The following is a 17,027-nucleotide window of genomic DNA, read 5'->3' as shown; positions in this document are numbered from 1 at the left end:
CGATTGGCCGGGGGCCGTTGCTAGTATCGAGGCAAGGTTAACGTGTACTCATAACAACAAGGATCTGGCGATGCCCTACTTTCCCGCTGTCGAAAAAATCCTCTACGAAGGCCCTGATAGCACCTCTCCCCTGGCCTTCCGGCACTACGATGCGAACAAGCTGATCCTCGGCAAACCGATGCGCGAGCACCTGCGGATGGCCGCGTGTTATTGGCACACGTTCGTCTGGCCCGGCAGTGACATGTTCGGCTCCGGCACCTTCCAGCGGCCCTGGCAGCAACCGGGGGAAGCGCTGCAGGTGGCGCGCGGCAAGGCCGAGGCGGCGTTCGAGTTTTTTTCCAAGCTGGGCATCGATTACTACAGCTTCCACGACACCGACGTTGCCCCCGAAGGCGCGAGCCTGGCGGAATACCGCGACAACTTTGCACGGATGGTCGACCAGCTCGAACACCATCAGGAACAGACCGGCATCCAGCTGCTGTGGGGCACCGCCAACTGCTTCAGCAACCCGCGCTTTGCCGCCGGTGCCGCCAGCAATCCGAACCCGGAAGTGTTCGCCTATGCGGCAGCCCAGGTGTTCAGCGCGATGAACGCCACTCACCGCCTCAAGGGCTCCAGCTATGTACTGTGGGGCGGCCGCGAAGGCTACGAGACGCTGCTCAACACCGACCTCAAGCGCGAGCGCGAGCAACTCGGACGCTTCATGCGCATGGTGGTCGAGCACAAATACAAAATCGGCTTCACCGGCGAGCTGTTTATCGAGCCCAAGCCGCAGGAACCGACCAAACACCAGTACGACTACGACACCGCCACCGTGTTTGGCTTCCTGCACCAGTTCGGCCTGGAGAAAGAGATCAAGGTCAACATCGAGGCCAACCACGCCACCCTCGCCGGCCACAGCTTCCACCATGAAATCGCCACCGCCGCTTCGCTGGGCATTTTCGGCAGCATCGACGCCAACCGTGGCGACCCGCAGAACGGCTGGGACACCGACCAGTTTCCCAACAGCGTCGAGGAACTGACCCTGGTGACCTACGAGGTGCTCAAGGCCGGTGGCTTCAAAGGCGGCGGCTACAACTTCGACTCCAAGGTGCGTCGCCAAAGCCTCGACGAAGTTGACCTGTTCCATGGCCACGTGGCCGCGATGGATGTGCTGGCGCTGTCCCTGGAACGCGCAGCCGCCATGGTGCAGAACGATGCCCTTGAGCAGTTCAAGGCCCAGCGTTATGCCGGCTGGGACAAGTCGTTCGGCCGCGCCGTGCTCGGCGGCGACTTCAGCCTGGAGTCGCTGGCCGAGCATGCCTTCAGCCACCAACTCAACCCGCAAGCGGTCAGCGGCCGCCAGGAGATGCTCGAAGGCGTGGTGAATCGCTTTATCTACCCATGACCGCTACGCTCTAGCGTTTCGTGTGCAACACGCTCCAGGTCCAGAAGTGCGTCTAAACAACAATAAAAGGGACTCACCATCATGAAACACCTGAAAACTGTCTTATTCACCAGCGTTCTGGCACTGCTCTCCCATTCGGTCATGGCCGATCCTGCCCATCCGAAAATCGGCTTTTCCATCGACGACCTGCGCCTTGAGCGCTGGGCCCGCGACCGTGATTACTTCACCGCCGCCGCCGAGCAACTGGGGGCCAAGGTCTATGTGCAGTCGGCGGATGCCAACGAGCAGCGGCAGATCTCGCAGATCGAAAACCTGATCTCCCGGGGCGTCGATGTGATTGTGATCGTGCCGTTCAACGCCACGGTGCTGAACAACGTGGTGGCCGAAGCGAAGAAAGCCGGGGTGAAAGTGCTGTCCTATGACCGGCTGATTTTGAATGCCGATATCGACGCCTACATCTCCTTCGATAACGAAAAAGTCGGCGAGATGCAGGCCCAGGGCGTATTGAACGCGCAGCCTAAAGGCAATTACTTCCTGCTCGGCGGCGCCCCTACCGACAACAACGCGAAGATCCTGCGCCAGGGTCAGATGAAAGTGCTGCAGCCCGCCATCGACAAGGGCGACATCAAGATCGTCGGCCAGCAATGGGTCAAGGAATGGAACCCCACCGAAGCCCTGAGCATTGTCGAAAACGCCCTGACCGCCAACAGCAACAAGATCGACGGCATCGTCGCCTCCAACGACGCCACCGCCGGCGGCGCGATCCAGGCCCTGGCCGCACAAAAACTGGCGGGCAAGGTGCCGGTCTCCGGCCAGGACGCCGACCTCGCCGCGATCAAGCGCGTGATCGCCGGCACCCAGACCATGACCGTCTACAAGCCCCTGAAGCTGCTGGCGTCCGAGGCGGCCAAGCTCTCGGTGCAACTGGTGCGGGACGAGAAACCGGCCTACAACTCGCAGTACGACAACGGCAGCAAACAGGTCTCGAGCATCCTGCTCAAGCCGACCGCGTTGACCAAAGACAACGTCAACGTGCTGGAAGAAGACGGGTTCTACACCAAAGCGCAAATCGCCGGGCAGTAAGCGTACGGCTCACTGCAGGAGCAGCTTGAGGCCGCTCCTGCACGCCACCCTGCCTTTTCGCTGTGGAATGAGTGCCCGCCATGTCCGACTACTTGCTGGAAATGAACAACATCGTCAAAACCTTCGGTGGCGTCAAAGCCCTGAATGGTATCGACATCAAGGTAAAACCCGGGGAATGCGTGGGGTTGTGCGGCGAGAATGGCGCCGGCAAATCGACCCTGATGAAAGTGCTGTCGGCGGTGTATCCCCATGGCACCTGGGACGGCGAAATTCTCTGGGATGGCCAACCGTTGCGCGCGCATTCCATCGCCGAAACGGAAGCCTGCGGCATCGTGATCATCCACCAGGAACTGACCCTGGTGCCCGACCTCTCGGTGGCCGAAAACATCTTCATGGGCCACGAGCTGACACTGCCCGGCGGGCGCATGAACTACCCCGCCATGATGCACCGCGCCGAAGCCTTGATGCGCGAACTGAAAGTGCCGGACATGAACGTCGCCCTGCCCGTCTCGCAATACGGCGGCGGCTATCAGCAACTGGTGGAAATCGCCAAGGCGCTGAACAAGCAGGCGCGCCTGCTGATCCTGGATGAACCCTCCTCGGCCCTCACCCGCTCGGAAATCGAGGTGCTGCTGGACATCATCCGTGGCCTCAAGGCCAAGGGCGTTGCCTGCGTGTACATCTCCCACAAGCTCGATGAAGTCTCGGCCATCTGCGACACCATCGCGGTGATCCGCGACGGCAAACACATCGCGACCACCCCCATGGCCGACATGGACGTGTCGCGCATCATCACCCAGATGGTCGGCCGCGAGATGAGCAACCTCTACCCCACCGAACCTCACACGGTGGGCGAGGTGCTGTTCGAGGCGCGCAACATCACCTGCTATGACGTCGACAACCCGGGCCGCAAGCGCGTGGACGATGTCTCGTTCAGCCTGCGCCGGGGCGAGATCCTCGGTATCGCCGGGCTGGTGGGCGCGGGCCGCACGGAGTTGGTGTCGGCGCTGTTCGGCAGTTATCCCGGGCGCTACGAAGGCGAGGTGTGGCTGGAGGGCAAACCCATCGATACCCGCACGCCGCTGAAGTCGATTCGCGCGGGGTTGTGCATGGTCCCGGAAGACCGCAAGCGCCAGGGCATCGTCCCGGATTTGGGCGTGGGGCAAAACATTACCCTGGCGGTGCTGGACAGCTTCTCGCACCTGACGCGTATCGACGCCGAGGCAGAACTGGGCAGCGTCGAACAGGAAATCAAACGCATGCACCTGAAGACCGCCAACCCGTTCCTGCCGATCACCAGCCTCTCCGGCGGCAACCAGCAGAAAGCCGTATTGGCGAAAATGCTCCTGACCCAACCCCGGGTGCTGATTCTCGACGAACCCACCCGTGGCGTGGACGTGGGCGCCAAATATGAGATCTACAAACTGATGGGCGCGCTGGCGGCCGAAGGCGTGTCGATCATCATGGTGTCCTCGGAACTGGCCGAGGTGCTGGGCGTATCCGACCGGGTGCTGGTGATCGGCGAAGGCCAGTTGCGCGGCGACTTCATCAACCAGGGCCTGACCCAGGAACAGGTGCTCGCCGCTGCCCTCAGCCAACCGAACGGGCATGACAATAATAATGATCGGAAGTCCGCGTAAATGAATCAGGTCAAACAGCTTTTCACCCGCTACAAAATGCTCGCCCTGTTGATCGCCGTGGTGCTGATCTGGGTGTTTTTCAGCTGGCAGACCGAAGGCGGTTTCCTGACCCCACGCAACCTGTCGAACCTGCTGCGGCAGATGTCCATCACCGGCATCCTGGCCTGCGGCATGGTGCTGGTGATCATCAGTGGCGAGATCGACCTGTCGGTGGGCTCGATGCTCGGTTTGCTCGGTGGCGTCGCGGCGATCCTGGATGTGGTCTATCACATTCCGCTGCCGCTCAACCTGGCCATCGTCGCCCTCTGCGGCTTGCTGATTGGCTTGGGTAACGGCTACATGACCGCGTACCTGCGCATCCCCTCGTTCATCGTCGGGCTGGGCGGCATGCTCGCGTTTCGCGGGGTGCTGCTGGGCATTACCGGCGGCACCACGATTGCACCGGTATCGCCCGAGTTGGTGTACATCGGCCAGGGCTATCTGCCGACGGTGGTGGGGGTGATTCTTGGCGTGTTGCTGTTCGGGCTGGCGGTATTCCTGACCTGGCGCCAACGCCACAACCGCGCCCTGCACGGGCTGGCGCTGCCGTCGATGCTGCGCGACAGCGTGCGCGTGGTGCTGATCGGTTTCGTGCTGGCGGGCTTCGTCTACACCCTCAACAGCTACGACGGGATTCCCGTGCCGGTGCTGCTCCTGCTGGTGCTGCTGGGGGTGTTCAGCTACGTCACCAGCCAGACCGTGTTCGGCCGCCGCATCTACTCGGTGGGCAGCAACATGGAAGCCACGCGCCTGTCGGGGATCAACGTGCAGGCGGTCAAGCTGTGGATCTTCGCAATCATGGGCGTGATGTGCGCCCTCGCCGGGCTGGTCAACACTGCACGCCTGGCCGCCGGCTCACCGTCGGCGGGCAACATGGGCGAACTGGACGCCATCGCGGCCTGCTTCATCGGCGGCACGTCGATGCGCGGCGGCTCGGGCACCGTGTACGGCGCCCTGCTCGGTGCACTGGTGATCAGCAGCCTGGACAACGGCATGTCGATGCTCGACGTGGACAGTTATTGGCAGATGATCGTCAAGGGCAGCATCCTGGTGCTGGCGGTGTGGGTGGATGTGAGCACGCGGACCGGGCGTCGCTGAGTACGCGGCGCGTTACTGCACCGGCAGGAAATTCATCAGCAACAGGCTCTGCGCGTAGTTGAGGCCAATGCGTCGATAGCGTTCGTCGAGCATCTGGGTCAACAGGTCGAGACGCGCGACGATCTTGCCGAACTCGACCGCGAAACTGAGGTTGCTGCCCGCCTCCGAGATCTCGTTGGAGAACAGCAACAGCGAGCCATTGGCATCCTGGCGCTGGCTGAGCAGCCAGGTTGCCTTCTCGATGTTACGCGCGGCATTGCTGACGAACTGTGGGTTAATCGAGTCCGTTATATAGAACTCGGTGCGCCCGCCGTGTGCAGTCACGAGCATGCTGCCGATCGCGTAGATAAAGGCACCCACCCGATCGCCGCGAAACTCCGGGCTCAAGGAGTAACTCAGCGCCACCAGGTCACGGCGATCCCCAAGGGCGGGCAGCGGCTGGCGAAGTTCGATGGCCTGACGGATTTGCCGGGCGGCGGTCACTGCATCCAGGTAACCCGATTGACGCCATTGGTTGGGGTTGCGCAGGTAGAGCTTGCTCATCAGCAAATACAGGCTTTGCAGATTGTCGCGCATGCTCAGTGTTGCCATGCGATCGACGCTGGTCTGGAAGAATTCATCGGGCTTGCCGTTGCTGAACTGCTTGGCAATATCACGCCCCTGTTGCTGGCTGCAACCGTTGGCGCACAGCATCAAAACCGCCGCCAGCACCAGCGGCTGGCGCATCCATCGAGTGATAAAAACAAATAACGTGCGATCCATCGGCACCAGGTCTGGGTCTGCTGTCCACGCGGGAATTAGTGTGGTCGGGACAGAGATAGATCGGAAGAATGGGAAAAAGTGCGGTGGGGGCGGCAAACGAATAGTTTTTCGAAAGGTGCATCCACTTTGATCCCTGGTACGTAGATTCAATACCCTCAACCGGAGGGCACAAGAATCCAGGAGATACATCATGCACGCCATCTACAGAAAACTTGCTGCCGTCGCCTGCTTCACCGTCCTCTGCCTCACGACTACCCTCAGCTTTGCCGCCGACACCGTGATGGTGGGCGGTGCGGCAATGTATCCGACGAAAACCATTGTCGAAAACGCCGTCAACTCTAAGGACCACACCACCCTGGTGGCGGCAGTGAAGGCCGCCGGGCTGGTGGATACCCTTAACAGCAAAGGCCCGTTTACCGTATTCGCCCCCACCAACGAGGCCTTTGCCAAGCTGCCGGCAGGCACTGTCGATACGCTGGTAAAACCTGAGCACAAAGCCGACCTGACGAAAATCCTGACCTACCACGTGGTGCCTGGTACCCATACCTCTGCACAACTGATGGCCGACGCCAAGAAGAACGGCGGTACCGTGATGTTGAAAACCGTGCAGGGCGAATCGCTGACGATCAAGCTGCATGACGGCAAGTTGTGGGTAGTGGATGCCAAGGGCGGCAAGGCCAGCATCAGCATTGCGGATGTGCTGCAGTCCAATGGCGTGATTCATGTGGTTGATTCGGTGTTGATGCCGTAATCGTCACCCGACACGGAAAAGCCCGACTCAGTGGTCGGGCTTGTTCAGTCCCATCAGTTGTCGGGGTGTTCACTCGCGACAGAATCGGCGGCGTCTACGTCCGACATGTCCTCTTCCAGAGGCGCGTCGTCGTCCGGTGGTAGAGGCACCTCGGGCTGATCGCGCCGGGGGTCATGGCCGGTTTCATTGTCTGTACCACGCGTTACGCCTTGCTGGGATACGTTCCCAGGGGCCTTCTCGTCAATCTCCATACTGGCTCTCCGTTCTGGCGCGCGGGATGTCCGTGCTTGAACATGAGAAACGGTGCGGGGCTGGGAAGTGCCGGGTGGTGGACGAACGGTGGGGGTCAATTTCATAACGGCCCTAACGATCCCAGAGTCTCCATCAAGCGCAATATCCGTGGTTTTTCGGTAGGCTTTTCGCCGATACAGCACACGCCCGGGTCGGTGAGAGAGCACCAGACCGACACGCGGTCGCCTACCTGCAGGCCGTCGGTGGCTTTACGAAGCGTTGCTGTTGACCAAGCGTCAACCGTCTCATTGAGAGACTTGTGAAAATGCTGACCATTGACGCTATAGCTGAAGCTCATGAACTGCCCTGTGGCCCACGATGCCTCACTCCCGACAAAGGTGACGTAGCCCTGGACCACTTGCCCTTCAGGTATGTCCTTGGCACTCATGGGTTCTCTCCTGAGATACAGCGCTGCATGGACGATCCTCGCGGTGAAATCTTCAGAAAGATTAGCAAGGGTTCGAGAAAACGCTTTTACACCCGCGGGACTGAGAGTGGACACCCATGACAACGGTAAGCAACTGCGCATTGACATATCGGTAAATCTCGATATCCTCGCCTCATGGACTTACTCGAAATATTCAAAGCCCTCTCAAACCAGACACGCCTCGAAATCCTGAAAGGTTTGAAAGACCCCGAAAAGAACTTCCCTCCACAAGATGAAGGTGATGTTCACACGGTGGGCGTGTGCGTCAGCAGTATTCAGGAAGGCATCGGACTGTCGCAGTCGACGGTGTCCGGTTATCTCGCAACCCTGCAACGAGTGGGTCTAGTGGAAGTCAGGCGTATCGGCCAGTGGACCTACTACAAGCGCAATGAAGCAACCATCAGCAAGCTTGCCGAGATCCTCGGGAAAGAGCTGTAATTTTTTATCCCATAATATCGAGATTTCGCGATATCCCTTTTTGTCGAAACGAGGAGATACAATGAAAGCGTTGATACTCAATTCATTTGGCGGCCCCGAATCGTTCGAACTTTGCGACGTTCCCAAGCCGGTGCCACACGCAGCACAAGTGCTGGTGCGCGTCCACGCAACCTCCATCAACCCGCTGGATTATCAGGTCCGACGTGGCGACTACCCTGACCTGGTCCCCCTACCCGCCATTACCGGGCATGACGTATCGGGTGTTGTTGAAGCAGTCGGCCCGGGTGTGACGTCTTTCGCACCAGGAGACGAAGTCTGGTACACCCCGCAGATATTTGAAGGGCCAGGCAGCTACGCCGAGTACCACGTGGCTGCCGAAAGCATAATCGGCAGGAAGCCCCCTTCACTGAGTCACCTTGAGGCGGCCAGCCTGAGCCTGGTCGGCGGAACAGCCTGGGAAGCACTGGTGGTGCGCGCGGCACTCAGAGTGGGAGAAAGCGTTCTGGTGCATGGCGGCGCGGGAGGCGTCGGCCACGTGGCGATCCAGCTGGCAAAAGCCATGGGAGCCAAGGTGATCACAACCGTGCGCAACGTAAACGTTGAGTTCGCACGAAGCCTGGGCGCCGATGTGATCATCGACTACGAAAAAGAGGATTACGTCGACGCCATCCTGCGAGAAACCGGTGGCCGTGGGGTCGATGTCGTGTTCGATACCATCGGCGGCAATACATTGTCCCGTAGCCCGGATGCGCTGGCGCAACTGGGTCGTATTGTCACGATTGTGGACATTGCACAACCACAGAACCTCGTTCAGGCCTGGGGCAAGAACGCGAGTTACCACTTCGTTTTCACCCGGCAGAATCGCGGCAAGCTGGATGAAATGAGTGCACTGATCGCGAACGGTCAACTGCGGCCACACATTGGCGCGGTCTACTCCCTTGCCGACATCCCGCTCGCCCATTCCCGCCTGGAAAGCCCTAACAATGGTATTCAAGGGAAAACCGCGATTGCCGTGTCTTCCGGCTTGCAGGAGGATTGGCCCGACGATGTTTAAGCTGACGGCACTGAAGGGAGCACGGGTAAATGGCAACACTGATAGAAAAGCTCGACGGCCCAAGGACCGCACAGCAGGACCTGTTCTACGACCTCGAGGACGCAATGGCCGTGATCGCCTGGTCGGTGAATGAGCTGGCCACTATCGCCGGGGTCGCCAATTCACCAGATGAAGCGATCACCCTGATGAAGATGGGCGCATTGCTCGCAGCCCAGCAGGAAAAGCTCAGCGGCTATGCGGATGAGGTGAAGGCGGGAAAGATTGTACGAGCGTGAATACCTTTAAGCCCGCTCCCATCGCGGGCTTTTATTTGCCCGGGATTCAGCAAAAGGGATATCAAAACATTCATCCAGTTTCATTTGTTGATGGCCTGGGCTGTCGCCTTAATGCTCCAACACGAACTCGTGCACAGGAGCAAAAATAATGAAAAAACGTCAACCGCTACTTCAGCTCAATACCTTGGCAGTGGCACTGGCATTTGCCTTGCCGGCCATGAGCTATGCAAGCGATCAGTCCGACTCGAAGGGTTTTGTCGCCGACAGCAGTTTGAATATCCTCAACCGCAACCTGTTCTGGAACCAGAACGGCAACGGCAGCCATACCCGTGACTGGAGCCAGGCGCTGATGGCGACCTACAGCTCGGGCTTTACCCAAGGCACCGTCGGCATCGGCATCGATGCGTTTGCCGACCTGGCGCTGCGCATCGACGGGAACACCGACCGTGCCGGCGGCCCGAACATTCCATCCGACGCCAATGGCAACCCGGACCATGGCCTCGCCAAGGCCGGCGGAGACATCAAGTTGCGTATTTCCAACACCACCCTCAAGGTCGGCGACTTGCAGCCCACCTCGCCCGTGTTCGCCACCGCCGATAACTACCTGATGCCACAGACCGCATCGGGCTTCCAGATCGACAGTCATGAAATCACCGGCCTGAACCTGGAAGCCGGCCATTACACCTCGGGCACGGGTACCACCACCACGTCGCGCAGCGGCGACATTCTCGCCAGCTATGCAGGTGTGAGTGCGCCGTCGGCCAGCTTCGCGGGGGGCAAGTACCAGTTCAGCAAGGAATTCACTGCGTCGCTGTACGGGGCGCACCTGGAAGACGTCTGGAATCAGTACTACGTCAACTTGAACCTTGTTCATCCACTGACCGCTGACCAATCCGTCGCGGTGGACTTCAACCTCTATCGCACACTGGACGACGGCAGCGCCAAGGCCGGGACCATCGACACCACCGCAGCCTCGCTGGCGGCGGCCTACACCCTGGGTGCACAGACCTTCACCCTGGCCGGACAGAAGGTGCATGGTGACGAGCCGTTCGACTATGTCGGCTTTGGGGAGACCAATGCCGGTGTCGGCGCGGGCCGCTATGGCAACTCGATCAACCTGGCTGACTCGGTGCAGTACTCCGACTTCAACGGCCCGGGCGAGAAGTCCTGGCAGATGCGCTACGACCTGGACATGAGCACCTTTGGCGCCCCCGGCCTGAGCTTCATGGCCCGTCATATCCGCGGTTCCGGCATCGACGGAACGCATACGCCCGGCAATTCGGCCTACACCGGGTTCTATGGTGCCAACGACCAGGAACACGAAACCGACGCCGAAGTGAAATACGTCGTACAGAGTGGTCCGGCCAAGAAACTGTCCTTCCGCCTGCGGGAAGCCTGGCACGATGGCGATGCATCCACCGGGGGGCATTTGGTACAGACGCGGCTGATTACCGAGTATCCGTTGAATATCTTCTAAAAAGACGGGCTTGCGCAGTCCATTCATTACCCAAACCTAAGAAACGCAAAAGCCCCGCAATAGCGGGGCTTTTGAGTAAGTCTTGGCGGGAATGCAGGGATTCGAACCCTCGGAACGCTATTAACGTTCGCCGGTTTTCAAGAGTTCCTAGCTACCCACCAAGCTACAGGTCTTATTCTGCAAGGGGTGCGGTTTTACGTGAAAATCTTCGAGAGACTAAGCGTCTGAAACTTCTTTCTCGAGGGTAAGCTTTGGATCAGCCACTTCTACCCAGCCCTTCTTCAAATACTCATCTGCCACGATTTTACGGATCAAAAAACAGTAGGTGATGGGCAGCCCAGCAATAGGTATGGCTGCCCAAGGTGGGCCTGCAAGCATCCCCACACCTATAGCAATCGCCCAGATTAACAAATGGCGCCAAAGGCCGGCGAAGCAAAGATAGAGGGGGCCCAGGAACAATATTGCCAGAACCTGGAACGCATCGACCTCTTCAACCTGGTCACTGTCTGGACTTTTGAAGTATCGGGTCATTGCACTCTCCATGTGTGTGTCGGGGGGTAACTCGGCAAATTAGCACTGGAAAATCCAGATCTGGCGAATCAGTGAAGCTGAAAAGCGTGATTCGAGACTACTTATCGGGCTCGAATTTCGCGAACATCATGCCGAAGAAAAAACCTCCGACCATGGCCAGATAGACAGATTTATAGCCGGAGACGTTATAGGCCAGCCAGTAGTGGACTGCGGTGACTACGACGAAAGCCAAGAAAAACTGCCTACGAGAAAATCGACTGAAAAAGCGATTTGCGGCCGCATTTATGGCCTTGAGTTTGTTCATTGCGCCTCATCCTTGAAAAACGCGGAGATCCTAACTCAAACACCTTTCGCCCGCCACGCCGTACGGTGCATGTCGCTGCTTTCAGCCATGATTTCCGGGCTCCAGTTTTGCGCAGTTGCGGAAACTGCCTGAAATGATGCGGAAACGATTAGATGTTTCACTATCACCATTCCTGAACCCCAGAAACGCAAAAGCCCCGCAATAGCGGGGCTCTTGAGTCAATCTTGGCGGGAAACCAGGGATTCGAACCCTGGGAACGCTATTAACGTTCGCCGGTTTTCAAGACCGCTATGCAAACTCAAGTGGGCTGGTACCTTGGAGGCCTTCGGCGTTCCTTTACTCGCAGCTACCAACCAAGCTACAGGCCGCATTCTGCAAGGGGTGCGGTTTTGGTTTGGGAACTGTTTTTGCCCCTCCCCCGGCGTTCTGCCGAATGAAAACAAATTACCAAAAAAGCCAAAGATTTATGAGACACATCATGACTGCTTTCGGCCAAAAGCGGTCGCTCACTATTCAAGAAATCCGGGGCGAGTCAGTAGCACACCGATGATCTGAGGAATTCTGCGCTATTGATTTAAAAGGATCTGCAGGAAGTCAAGCTACACCCGCGACGCTTTATGTTTCGAGGACTTCCCGCGACTGATGCTCAACTCGATTGCGCCCCAGACTTTTTGCGCGATACAGAAGACTGTCGGCCTTTTCCAGTAAATCCGACGCTACAATTACGCCATCTTGGTGGATGGAAGCGACACCTGCGCTGATAGTGACAATGCCTGCTTTACTGCCTCTGTGTTCAATTTTTGCAGCCTCTATTGCCGACCGCACATCCTCCGCAATCTTTACTGCACCTGCCAGTTCCGTCTCTGGAAGCAGGATTACAAATTCTTCCCCACCATACCGGGCAGCGAGGTCGGCTGGACGATTTGTATTTTTGCCTATTAACCGTGCGATTTGCCTTAAACATTCGTCACCGAGAACATGTCCATAATGGTCGTTGTACTGCTTGAACCAATCTATATCGATAAGTATTATCGCTACGCTATTTCCAGTGCGGCATGCTCTCGACCACTCTTGCGCCAGTGTGGCGTCGAAACACCTACGGTTAGGTAACTCCGTAAGGCTATCTGTTTTAGCAATATGCTCTAAATTGCGATGTGCAAGATGCAGCTCTTCTTCTGCCACCAACAAACGTTGAATTTGTCGGTAAAAGAGAAAACCCAGACTCGTGAGCATAAAAATTATAAGCACCACTATAATCGATACCTGATAGACATACGTCCACCATGTTGAGAATACTGAATCTAACGACAATCCTGCTGCTGCGACGATTGGAAGACCCCGTATGCGGCTGTAGGCATAGACTCGTTCTACCCCGTCCACGACCGACGTCATGCTCGCTGTTCCGTCGTCGCTGTTTATTAGGTATCGACTAAACAGCTCTCCCTTTGCGATATTAGTCGTCATTAGCGCGTCAATCATTGGTCGGCGGGCCAGCAAATCCCCGTTATTCAACGCAAGTAGTATTACCCCTTGGTTGTCTAAGTCTAGACGATCAAAAAAACGTTGAAAGTATGCGACGGGCAGCGTCGCCAAAACCACACCGCTGAAGCTGCCATCTGAGTGTTGAGTACGACGGCTGACCGGGATAATCATGTCGCCGGTGGTGCGGCTCAAAATGACCTGTCCTATATGGATGGCCGAATCAGCATGGTACTTATGGTAGATAAAATAAGATCGATCGCTATTGTTCTTTGAGATCGTCTCTGACGAGAAAGAATTCACTACCCAGTCGCCATTCTTGTCGTAAATGAATAACCCTTGAATTCCGTCGGTTGCCTCAACGTTGTCGGCCATTACTTTGGATAAACGAACTTTCTGTTCGGGGCCAAGTTTGTCATTTTCAACTCGCTCTGCAAGGTTGTTGAGAATGTTTTCAGCCTGACGTAAGGTGTCTTGAGCCTGCTGATCGGAAGCCCGAACAATGTTATGAACAGTTATTTTGGCGTTCGTCAATCGTTCGTCCGCCGATTGCTTTAACTGCCAGGCAATTACGGAAACTAGCGTGACACAGACGAGGAAGATGAAAGCTATCAGGGCCACAGAGAGAGCTTTAGGTGTTAATCGGCCAGACACGAGCGTTATGGTTTTCATGGGCCTCGTCAAAGTGTTGGAGTACTGAACCTTCTCGTGAATTTCTATAATTCATCAAAATCTAGGTCTAGCGTACCAACAGCGATCTGAATACAGATTCAATATGGGCTTTATAGGCCCAACATGCACGCTATGAATCTATGCAAGATCAACGTTACGCAGCCGGTGTGATGAGAGCAGCCGGGGCGAGGACACCGGAGCTGGCAAACCATGACGTACCGTAGCTAATCCAGGCCGCGCCGGCGTCCTCGTTCCCCGCTGCGATTGCCAGATATCGATGAATGCTTGAAGAACGCCCTCAAGCGTTGCAGCCGTTCACTAAATTACGTCTGAGCGCTAACGACCTCATATTTCAGGCCTTTGTGTTCAGGTCATCGTGACAACCTACCAATGCTTCGTGGCAGGTGGGACAAAGGTCTGCTTTTGGCTGGGGGCTGTCCATCGCCAACGACTGCTTTTGGCCGTTAGCAGGCCCTCAGGAAGGCAGCTTTGGGTCGCTTTCTGACTCTCGCGACGTGCAGAAAACGGCCAGAAGCGGTCGGTCGCGGTAGTCGGATTATGACGGGTGGCCGCTGGATGGCAGAGGCAACAATATTTGGCATAGCTGTTGATCCGCGAACACTTGGCCATGAACGCAGAGTACCGTTTTCACTGATTCTCTGTGTTTCATGGGTCTTAGCCAAAGCGGCAGTTTTCTTGCTATGGGAGAAGGAATCTATGGCCTTCATGAGGGAAAACCATGTCGCCACAAGCCGTTCTTTTCGACCTTGACAATACCTTGACCCATCGAGCGCTCAGCATTGAACAATATGCCCAGCGTTTTCTTTCGGATTACGCTCATGCATTGACGCGAAGTGTAAGCATTGCTGAAGTCGCGAAACTGATCGTGACTGCGGACAATGGCGGTTACCTACCAGCAGGCTCGCCTTACCCAACAATTCGTGAGGCCGTTGGCCGAACATTGGCGGAGTCGTTGCGCTGGACTGCACCAATGGCTATGAACCTGTTGGTAGACCACTGGACAACTCACTTCGCAGCCTCTGCGGTTGCTATGCCTGACGCTGAGGTGCTGCTGCAAGAGCTTGGGCGCAGAGGGATTGCCTGCGGTGTGATTTCCAATGGCGCCGAACGCTCTCGACGAAGAACCATTGAGGCTCTGCCGTTTAGCAACTTGATTCAAGTGGTCATTAGTTCGGAAGCGTTCGGGTACAGCAAGCCGTCACCTGAAATTTTCAAGGCGGGTGCTGAAGCACTTGGCTACCTACCCGAGCAATGTGTTTTTGTCGGGGATCACCCTCACAACGACTATCAGGGCGCGAGATCGAGTGGGATGCAAGCCGTTTGGCTCAAGGGGTTTCACGATTGGCCCAAAATCTTACTAGAGCCCACTTGCAGCATTTACTCGCTGAGTGAACTACTACCACTGTTGAAGCACATGACGCCTAGCCCAGAGTAGATACTTCTATCCTAGGTGTCCACTTCTGGCCGGTTGATGCCTGTCGTCACCGGCTACAATCGGCAAAAGGCTACGCTACCATCAAGCCCTGGGTACTAGCTTTCGCAAGCGGGTTAAGCTTTGTCTTTTTCGCATAACCCCAAAGCCGAGCACATTACACGCTACTTTTTGCAGTAGTACGACTTTAAATTTCTTCATAGTAGTATTTTTGAGCTACTGGAGCTGATCCGGAAAATCAATAATAGATCCCACGTAAATTTTTCAACTGCAGCGCTTAGAATCGATATATATCCATATACCAACATTTGGTGCAGTGTTGACTTACTGCTTGATTACAAACATTTCTGCTCAAAACCGAACAGCTAGGTAAGCCTCGAAGATCGGTCATTACGACCGATCTCCGTTGCAAACATCTAGGGTGGTTGTCTGCACACCCTAGTTCCGCCTGAGTCTCCAGATCGCTGCAAAGCTCTGCATAATTCAGCAGTTAGGTCGTGTGACCTGATTGCGGCGACCCCGCCAAATTTCATGAGGTACGTCCGGGTCGCTGGAGTGCTGGGCTTTGAACCTGAACTCGGGGGAGCGTTCACAACCTGGCCAAAATCTTGCTTATTCATTCGGCAGCGCTGGATACTCAAAACTCAATTAGACAATCTGTTATCCAAATCAAGAAAAACAGCTTTTGGATGGATTTGCCATCCACATGTAATCAAGGGTGCAATGACCCTATTTCGGTGATAAGGAATGTGAGACATGGACATTTGCAGCGTGCAGCTAAATGATTTACCCAAACTTCTACAACTCTATCTACATCTGACCCCCGGCGATAATACAGCTAACCTGGAAACCGCAGCCCACAATATCGCGACCCTCCAGAAGCTGCCTGGAAGCACAATTCTCGCGGGTTGGTTAGACCGCCAACTGATCGCCACTTGCACGCTGGTGGTAATTCCCAACCTGACCCGCAACGGCATGCCATATGCGCTGATTGAGAACGTGGTGACTCATCCAGACTATCGAAATGAGGGGTGTGGAAAAGCTATTCTGGCCGAAGCGGTGAAGCTTGCCTGGGAAGCTGACTGCTATAAGGTCATGCTGCTGACCGGCTCTGAACGGCCGGCCGTACATAGTTTTTATCTAAGCGCAGGTTTTGAACAGAACAAAACTGGCTTTCAGATCCGGCGCATTCCGATCAATAGGGTTTAAGATGGAACTCAACGGAAAGATAATTAGCTTCAATCCCATACCCGAGGGCATCAGCCATCGGCATGATCTATTCGCGCTTTATAAGCTGACGCTTCACACCCACATCGCCAAGGCCTTCGGCTGGGATGAAAGCTTTCAGCGACAGCTGTTTACAGCATCTTACGCTGACAAGGATTGCTACTTCATCGCCGTGGATGATGTGACTATCGGCTATCTCGTGCTCAAGCATCAGCTTGAGAACACCCACCTTTCGCTGCTACTTATACGGCCTGAGTATCAACGGCAAGGTATTGGCCGGCAAGTGATGAAAGCACTGATGTCTCGAGCCGCCGGTGTCGGCCAGGGTGTCACCCTGTCTTGTTTTCAGGATAATCAAAGCGCGACGGCTTTTTATCAAATGCTAGGGTTTGAAATCGTCAGTAAAGATGATCATTTTGTGACCTTGCGTTACTCGGTAAGTCGCTTGGATACGGTCGTACCATCTGAGGCGCTCAACCTGCATGGCGGGTCCCTTCCGACTGCCGCACGTGCAAGCGACACCAATGCCAAGCTTAACGTGTCGAGCACCGTAGGCGCCTTCAGTGCGCCAGCATCACACATGGGCACCTTGAGATAGATAACAGCCCTCAGCCTGATGCCCAAAAGCCGCTCAATGCG

The 17,027-nt window shown here is 56.4% G+C and carries 18 protein-coding genes; 12 read left to right on the top strand and 6 right to left on the bottom strand.

From position 1 onward, the window contains the following. Positions 1-70: 70 nt before the first annotated feature. From xylA to P3C29_RS10400, 4 genes are all read left to right on the top strand, one after another. The gene (gene xylA, locus P3C29_RS10415) at positions 71-1,387 is read left to right on the top strand and encodes a xylose isomerase (RefSeq protein ID WP_010172440.1); all 1,317 of its coding nucleotides are present in this window, start codon (positions 71-73) and stop codon (positions 1,385-1,387) included. Between the two features lie 81 nt (positions 1,388-1,468). Next, the gene (xylF, locus tag P3C29_RS10410; protein WP_169389012.1) at positions 1,469-2,470 is read left to right on the top strand and encodes a D-xylose ABC transporter substrate-binding protein; all 1,002 of its coding nucleotides are present in this window, start codon (positions 1,469-1,471) and stop codon (positions 2,468-2,470) included. Between the two features lie 80 nt (positions 2,471-2,550). Next, the gene (gene xylG, locus P3C29_RS10405; protein ID WP_010172444.1) at positions 2,551-4,110 is read left to right on the top strand and encodes a D-xylose ABC transporter ATP-binding protein; all 1,560 of its coding nucleotides are present in this window, start codon (positions 2,551-2,553) and stop codon (positions 4,108-4,110) included. Next, positions 4,111-5,247 carry a sugar ABC transporter permease gene (locus tag P3C29_RS10400; RefSeq protein ID WP_275964498.1) on the top strand — a complete coding sequence of 379 codons (1,137 nt, stop codon included), beginning with the start codon at positions 4,111-4,113 and terminating at the stop codon, positions 5,245-5,247. It abuts the gene before it with no gap. A 12-nt stretch (positions 5,248-5,259) separates the two neighbouring features. Here the strand turns inward: P3C29_RS10400 and P3C29_RS10395 are convergent, their stop codons facing one another. After that, entirely contained in the window at positions 5,260-6,009 is a 750-nt protein-coding gene (locus P3C29_RS10395; RefSeq protein WP_275964497.1) for a hypothetical protein, read from the bottom strand. 190 nt (positions 6,010-6,199) lie between these two features. Here P3C29_RS10395 and P3C29_RS10390 point away from each other — a divergent pair, with 190 nt between their 5' ends. Next, entirely contained in the window at positions 6,200-6,760 is a 561-nt protein-coding gene (locus P3C29_RS10390) for a fasciclin domain-containing protein (protein ID WP_275964496.1), read from the top strand. Between the two features lie 53 nt (positions 6,761-6,813). Here P3C29_RS10390 and P3C29_RS10385 read toward each other — a convergent pair whose 3' ends face one another. Together P3C29_RS10385 and P3C29_RS10380 are read right to left on the bottom strand one after the other, a co-directional pair. Beyond that, positions 6,814-7,011: a hypothetical protein gene (locus P3C29_RS10385; RefSeq protein ID WP_063031373.1), complete on the bottom strand. Its 198-nt coding sequence runs from the start codon at positions 7,009-7,011 to the stop codon at positions 6,814-6,816. A 101-nt stretch (positions 7,012-7,112) separates the two neighbouring features. Beyond that, positions 7,113-7,439 carry a hypothetical protein gene (locus P3C29_RS10380; protein ID WP_275964495.1) on the bottom strand — a complete coding sequence of 109 codons (327 nt, stop codon included), beginning with the start codon at positions 7,437-7,439 and terminating at the stop codon, positions 7,113-7,115. Positions 7,440-7,613: 174 nt separating this feature from the next. Here P3C29_RS10380 and P3C29_RS10375 point away from each other — a divergent pair, with 174 nt between their 5' ends. The 4 genes from P3C29_RS10375 (at position 7,614) to P3C29_RS10360 (ending at position 10,722) form a co-directional block, all read left to right on the top strand. Further along, the gene (locus P3C29_RS10375; RefSeq protein WP_169389015.1) at positions 7,614-7,916 is read left to right on the top strand and encodes a metalloregulator ArsR/SmtB family transcription factor; all 303 of its coding nucleotides are present in this window, start codon (positions 7,614-7,616) and stop codon (positions 7,914-7,916) included. Between the two features lie 61 nt (positions 7,917-7,977). Next, complete coding sequence (locus tag P3C29_RS10370) at positions 7,978-8,970, top strand: zinc-dependent alcohol dehydrogenase family protein (protein WP_275964494.1); 993 nt, start codon at positions 7,978-7,980, stop codon at positions 8,968-8,970. A gap of 29 nt (positions 8,971-8,999) precedes the next feature. Beyond that, the gene (locus P3C29_RS10365; protein ID WP_275964493.1) at positions 9,000-9,245 is read left to right on the top strand and encodes a hypothetical protein; all 246 of its coding nucleotides are present in this window, start codon (positions 9,000-9,002) and stop codon (positions 9,243-9,245) included. Between the two features lie 148 nt (positions 9,246-9,393). Next, a complete protein-coding gene (locus tag P3C29_RS10360) occupies positions 9,394-10,722 on the top strand; it encodes an OprD family porin (protein WP_169389018.1) in 1,329 nt (442 codons plus the stop codon). Positions 10,723-10,938: 216 nt separating this feature from the next. On the opposite strand, the gene P3C29_RS10355 is transcribed toward P3C29_RS10360, so the two are convergent. The 3 genes from P3C29_RS10355 to P3C29_RS10345 form a co-directional block, all read right to left on the bottom strand. Continuing rightward, entirely contained in the window at positions 10,939-11,253 is a 315-nt protein-coding gene (locus tag P3C29_RS10355) for a hypothetical protein (protein WP_201124698.1), read from the bottom strand. Between the two features lie 97 nt (positions 11,254-11,350). Next, the gene (locus P3C29_RS10350; RefSeq protein WP_275964492.1) at positions 11,351-11,557 is read right to left on the bottom strand and encodes a hypothetical protein; all 207 of its coding nucleotides are present in this window, start codon (positions 11,555-11,557) and stop codon (positions 11,351-11,353) included. Between the two features lie 615 nt (positions 11,558-12,172). Then, positions 12,173-13,708, bottom strand: a complete 1,536-nt coding sequence (locus P3C29_RS10345; protein WP_275964491.1) for a diguanylate cyclase — start codon at positions 13,706-13,708, stop codon at positions 12,173-12,175. A gap of 739 nt (positions 13,709-14,447) precedes the next feature. On the opposite strand from P3C29_RS10345, the gene P3C29_RS10340 reads away from it, so the two are divergent. The 3 genes from P3C29_RS10340 to P3C29_RS10330 all read left to right on the top strand — a co-directional run bounded on the left by P3C29_RS10340 (position 14,448) and on the right by P3C29_RS10330 (position 16,986). Continuing rightward, positions 14,448-15,164, top strand: a complete 717-nt coding sequence (locus P3C29_RS10340) for an HAD family hydrolase (protein ID WP_177078697.1) — start codon at positions 14,448-14,450, stop codon at positions 15,162-15,164. A 753-nt stretch (positions 15,165-15,917) separates the two neighbouring features. Next, on the top strand, positions 15,918-16,370 hold the full coding sequence (locus P3C29_RS10335) for a GNAT family N-acetyltransferase (protein ID WP_177078696.1): 453 nt from the start codon (positions 15,918-15,920) through the stop codon (positions 16,368-16,370). Between the two features lies 1 nt (position 16,371). Next, a complete protein-coding gene (locus tag P3C29_RS10330) occupies positions 16,372-16,986 on the top strand; it encodes a GNAT family N-acetyltransferase (protein ID WP_177078695.1) in 615 nt (204 codons plus the stop codon). Positions 16,987-17,027: the final 41 nt, after the last annotated feature.

This window comes from Pseudomonas sp. 1912-s (assembly GCF_029269205.1).
Lineage (GTDB): Bacteria > Pseudomonadota > Gammaproteobacteria > Pseudomonadales > Pseudomonadaceae > Aquipseudomonas.
The sequence above is the reverse complement of the archived record's forward strand: the minus strand, read 5'-3'. Positions and strand labels throughout refer to the sequence as shown.

Excerpts from the sequence above, each read along its gene's own strand:
- xylA (WP_010172440.1), top strand. The coding sequence starts at position 71 with ATGCCCTACTTTCCCGCTGTCGAAAAAATCCTCTACGAAGGCCCTGAT.
- xylF (WP_169389012.1), top strand. The coding sequence starts at position 1,469 with ATGAAACACCTGAAAACTGTCTTATTCACCAGCGTTCTGGCACTGCTC.
- xylG (WP_010172444.1), top strand. The coding sequence starts at position 2,551 with ATGTCCGACTACTTGCTGGAAATGAACAACATCGTCAAAACCTTCGGT.
- P3C29_RS10400 (WP_275964498.1), top strand. The coding sequence starts at position 4,111 with ATGAATCAGGTCAAACAGCTTTTCACCCGCTACAAAATGCTCGCCCTG.
- P3C29_RS10395 (WP_275964497.1), bottom strand. The coding sequence starts at position 6,009 with ATGGATCGCACGTTATTTGTTTTTATCACTCGATGGATGCGCCAGCCG.
- P3C29_RS10390 (WP_275964496.1), top strand. The coding sequence starts at position 6,200 with ATGCACGCCATCTACAGAAAACTTGCTGCCGTCGCCTGCTTCACCGTC.
- P3C29_RS10385 (WP_063031373.1), bottom strand. The coding sequence starts at position 7,011 with ATGGAGATTGACGAGAAGGCCCCTGGGAACGTATCCCAGCAAGGCGTA.
- P3C29_RS10380 (WP_275964495.1), bottom strand. The coding sequence starts at position 7,439 with ATGAGTGCCAAGGACATACCTGAAGGGCAAGTGGTCCAGGGCTACGTC.
- P3C29_RS10375 (WP_169389015.1), top strand. The coding sequence starts at position 7,614 with ATGGACTTACTCGAAATATTCAAAGCCCTCTCAAACCAGACACGCCTC.
- P3C29_RS10370 (WP_275964494.1), top strand. The coding sequence starts at position 7,978 with ATGAAAGCGTTGATACTCAATTCATTTGGCGGCCCCGAATCGTTCGAA.
- P3C29_RS10365 (WP_275964493.1), top strand. The coding sequence starts at position 9,000 with ATGGCAACACTGATAGAAAAGCTCGACGGCCCAAGGACCGCACAGCAG.
- P3C29_RS10360 (WP_169389018.1), top strand. The coding sequence starts at position 9,394 with ATGAAAAAACGTCAACCGCTACTTCAGCTCAATACCTTGGCAGTGGCA.
- P3C29_RS10355 (WP_201124698.1), bottom strand. The coding sequence starts at position 11,253 with ATGACCCGATACTTCAAAAGTCCAGACAGTGACCAGGTTGAAGAGGTC.
- P3C29_RS10350 (WP_275964492.1), bottom strand. The coding sequence starts at position 11,557 with ATGAACAAACTCAAGGCCATAAATGCGGCCGCAAATCGCTTTTTCAGT.
- P3C29_RS10345 (WP_275964491.1), bottom strand. The coding sequence starts at position 13,708 with ATGAAAACCATAACGCTCGTGTCTGGCCGATTAACACCTAAAGCTCTC.
- P3C29_RS10340 (WP_177078697.1), top strand. The coding sequence starts at position 14,448 with ATGTCGCCACAAGCCGTTCTTTTCGACCTTGACAATACCTTGACCCAT.
- P3C29_RS10335 (WP_177078696.1), top strand. The coding sequence starts at position 15,918 with ATGGACATTTGCAGCGTGCAGCTAAATGATTTACCCAAACTTCTACAA.
- P3C29_RS10330 (WP_177078695.1), top strand. The coding sequence starts at position 16,372 with ATGGAACTCAACGGAAAGATAATTAGCTTCAATCCCATACCCGAGGGC.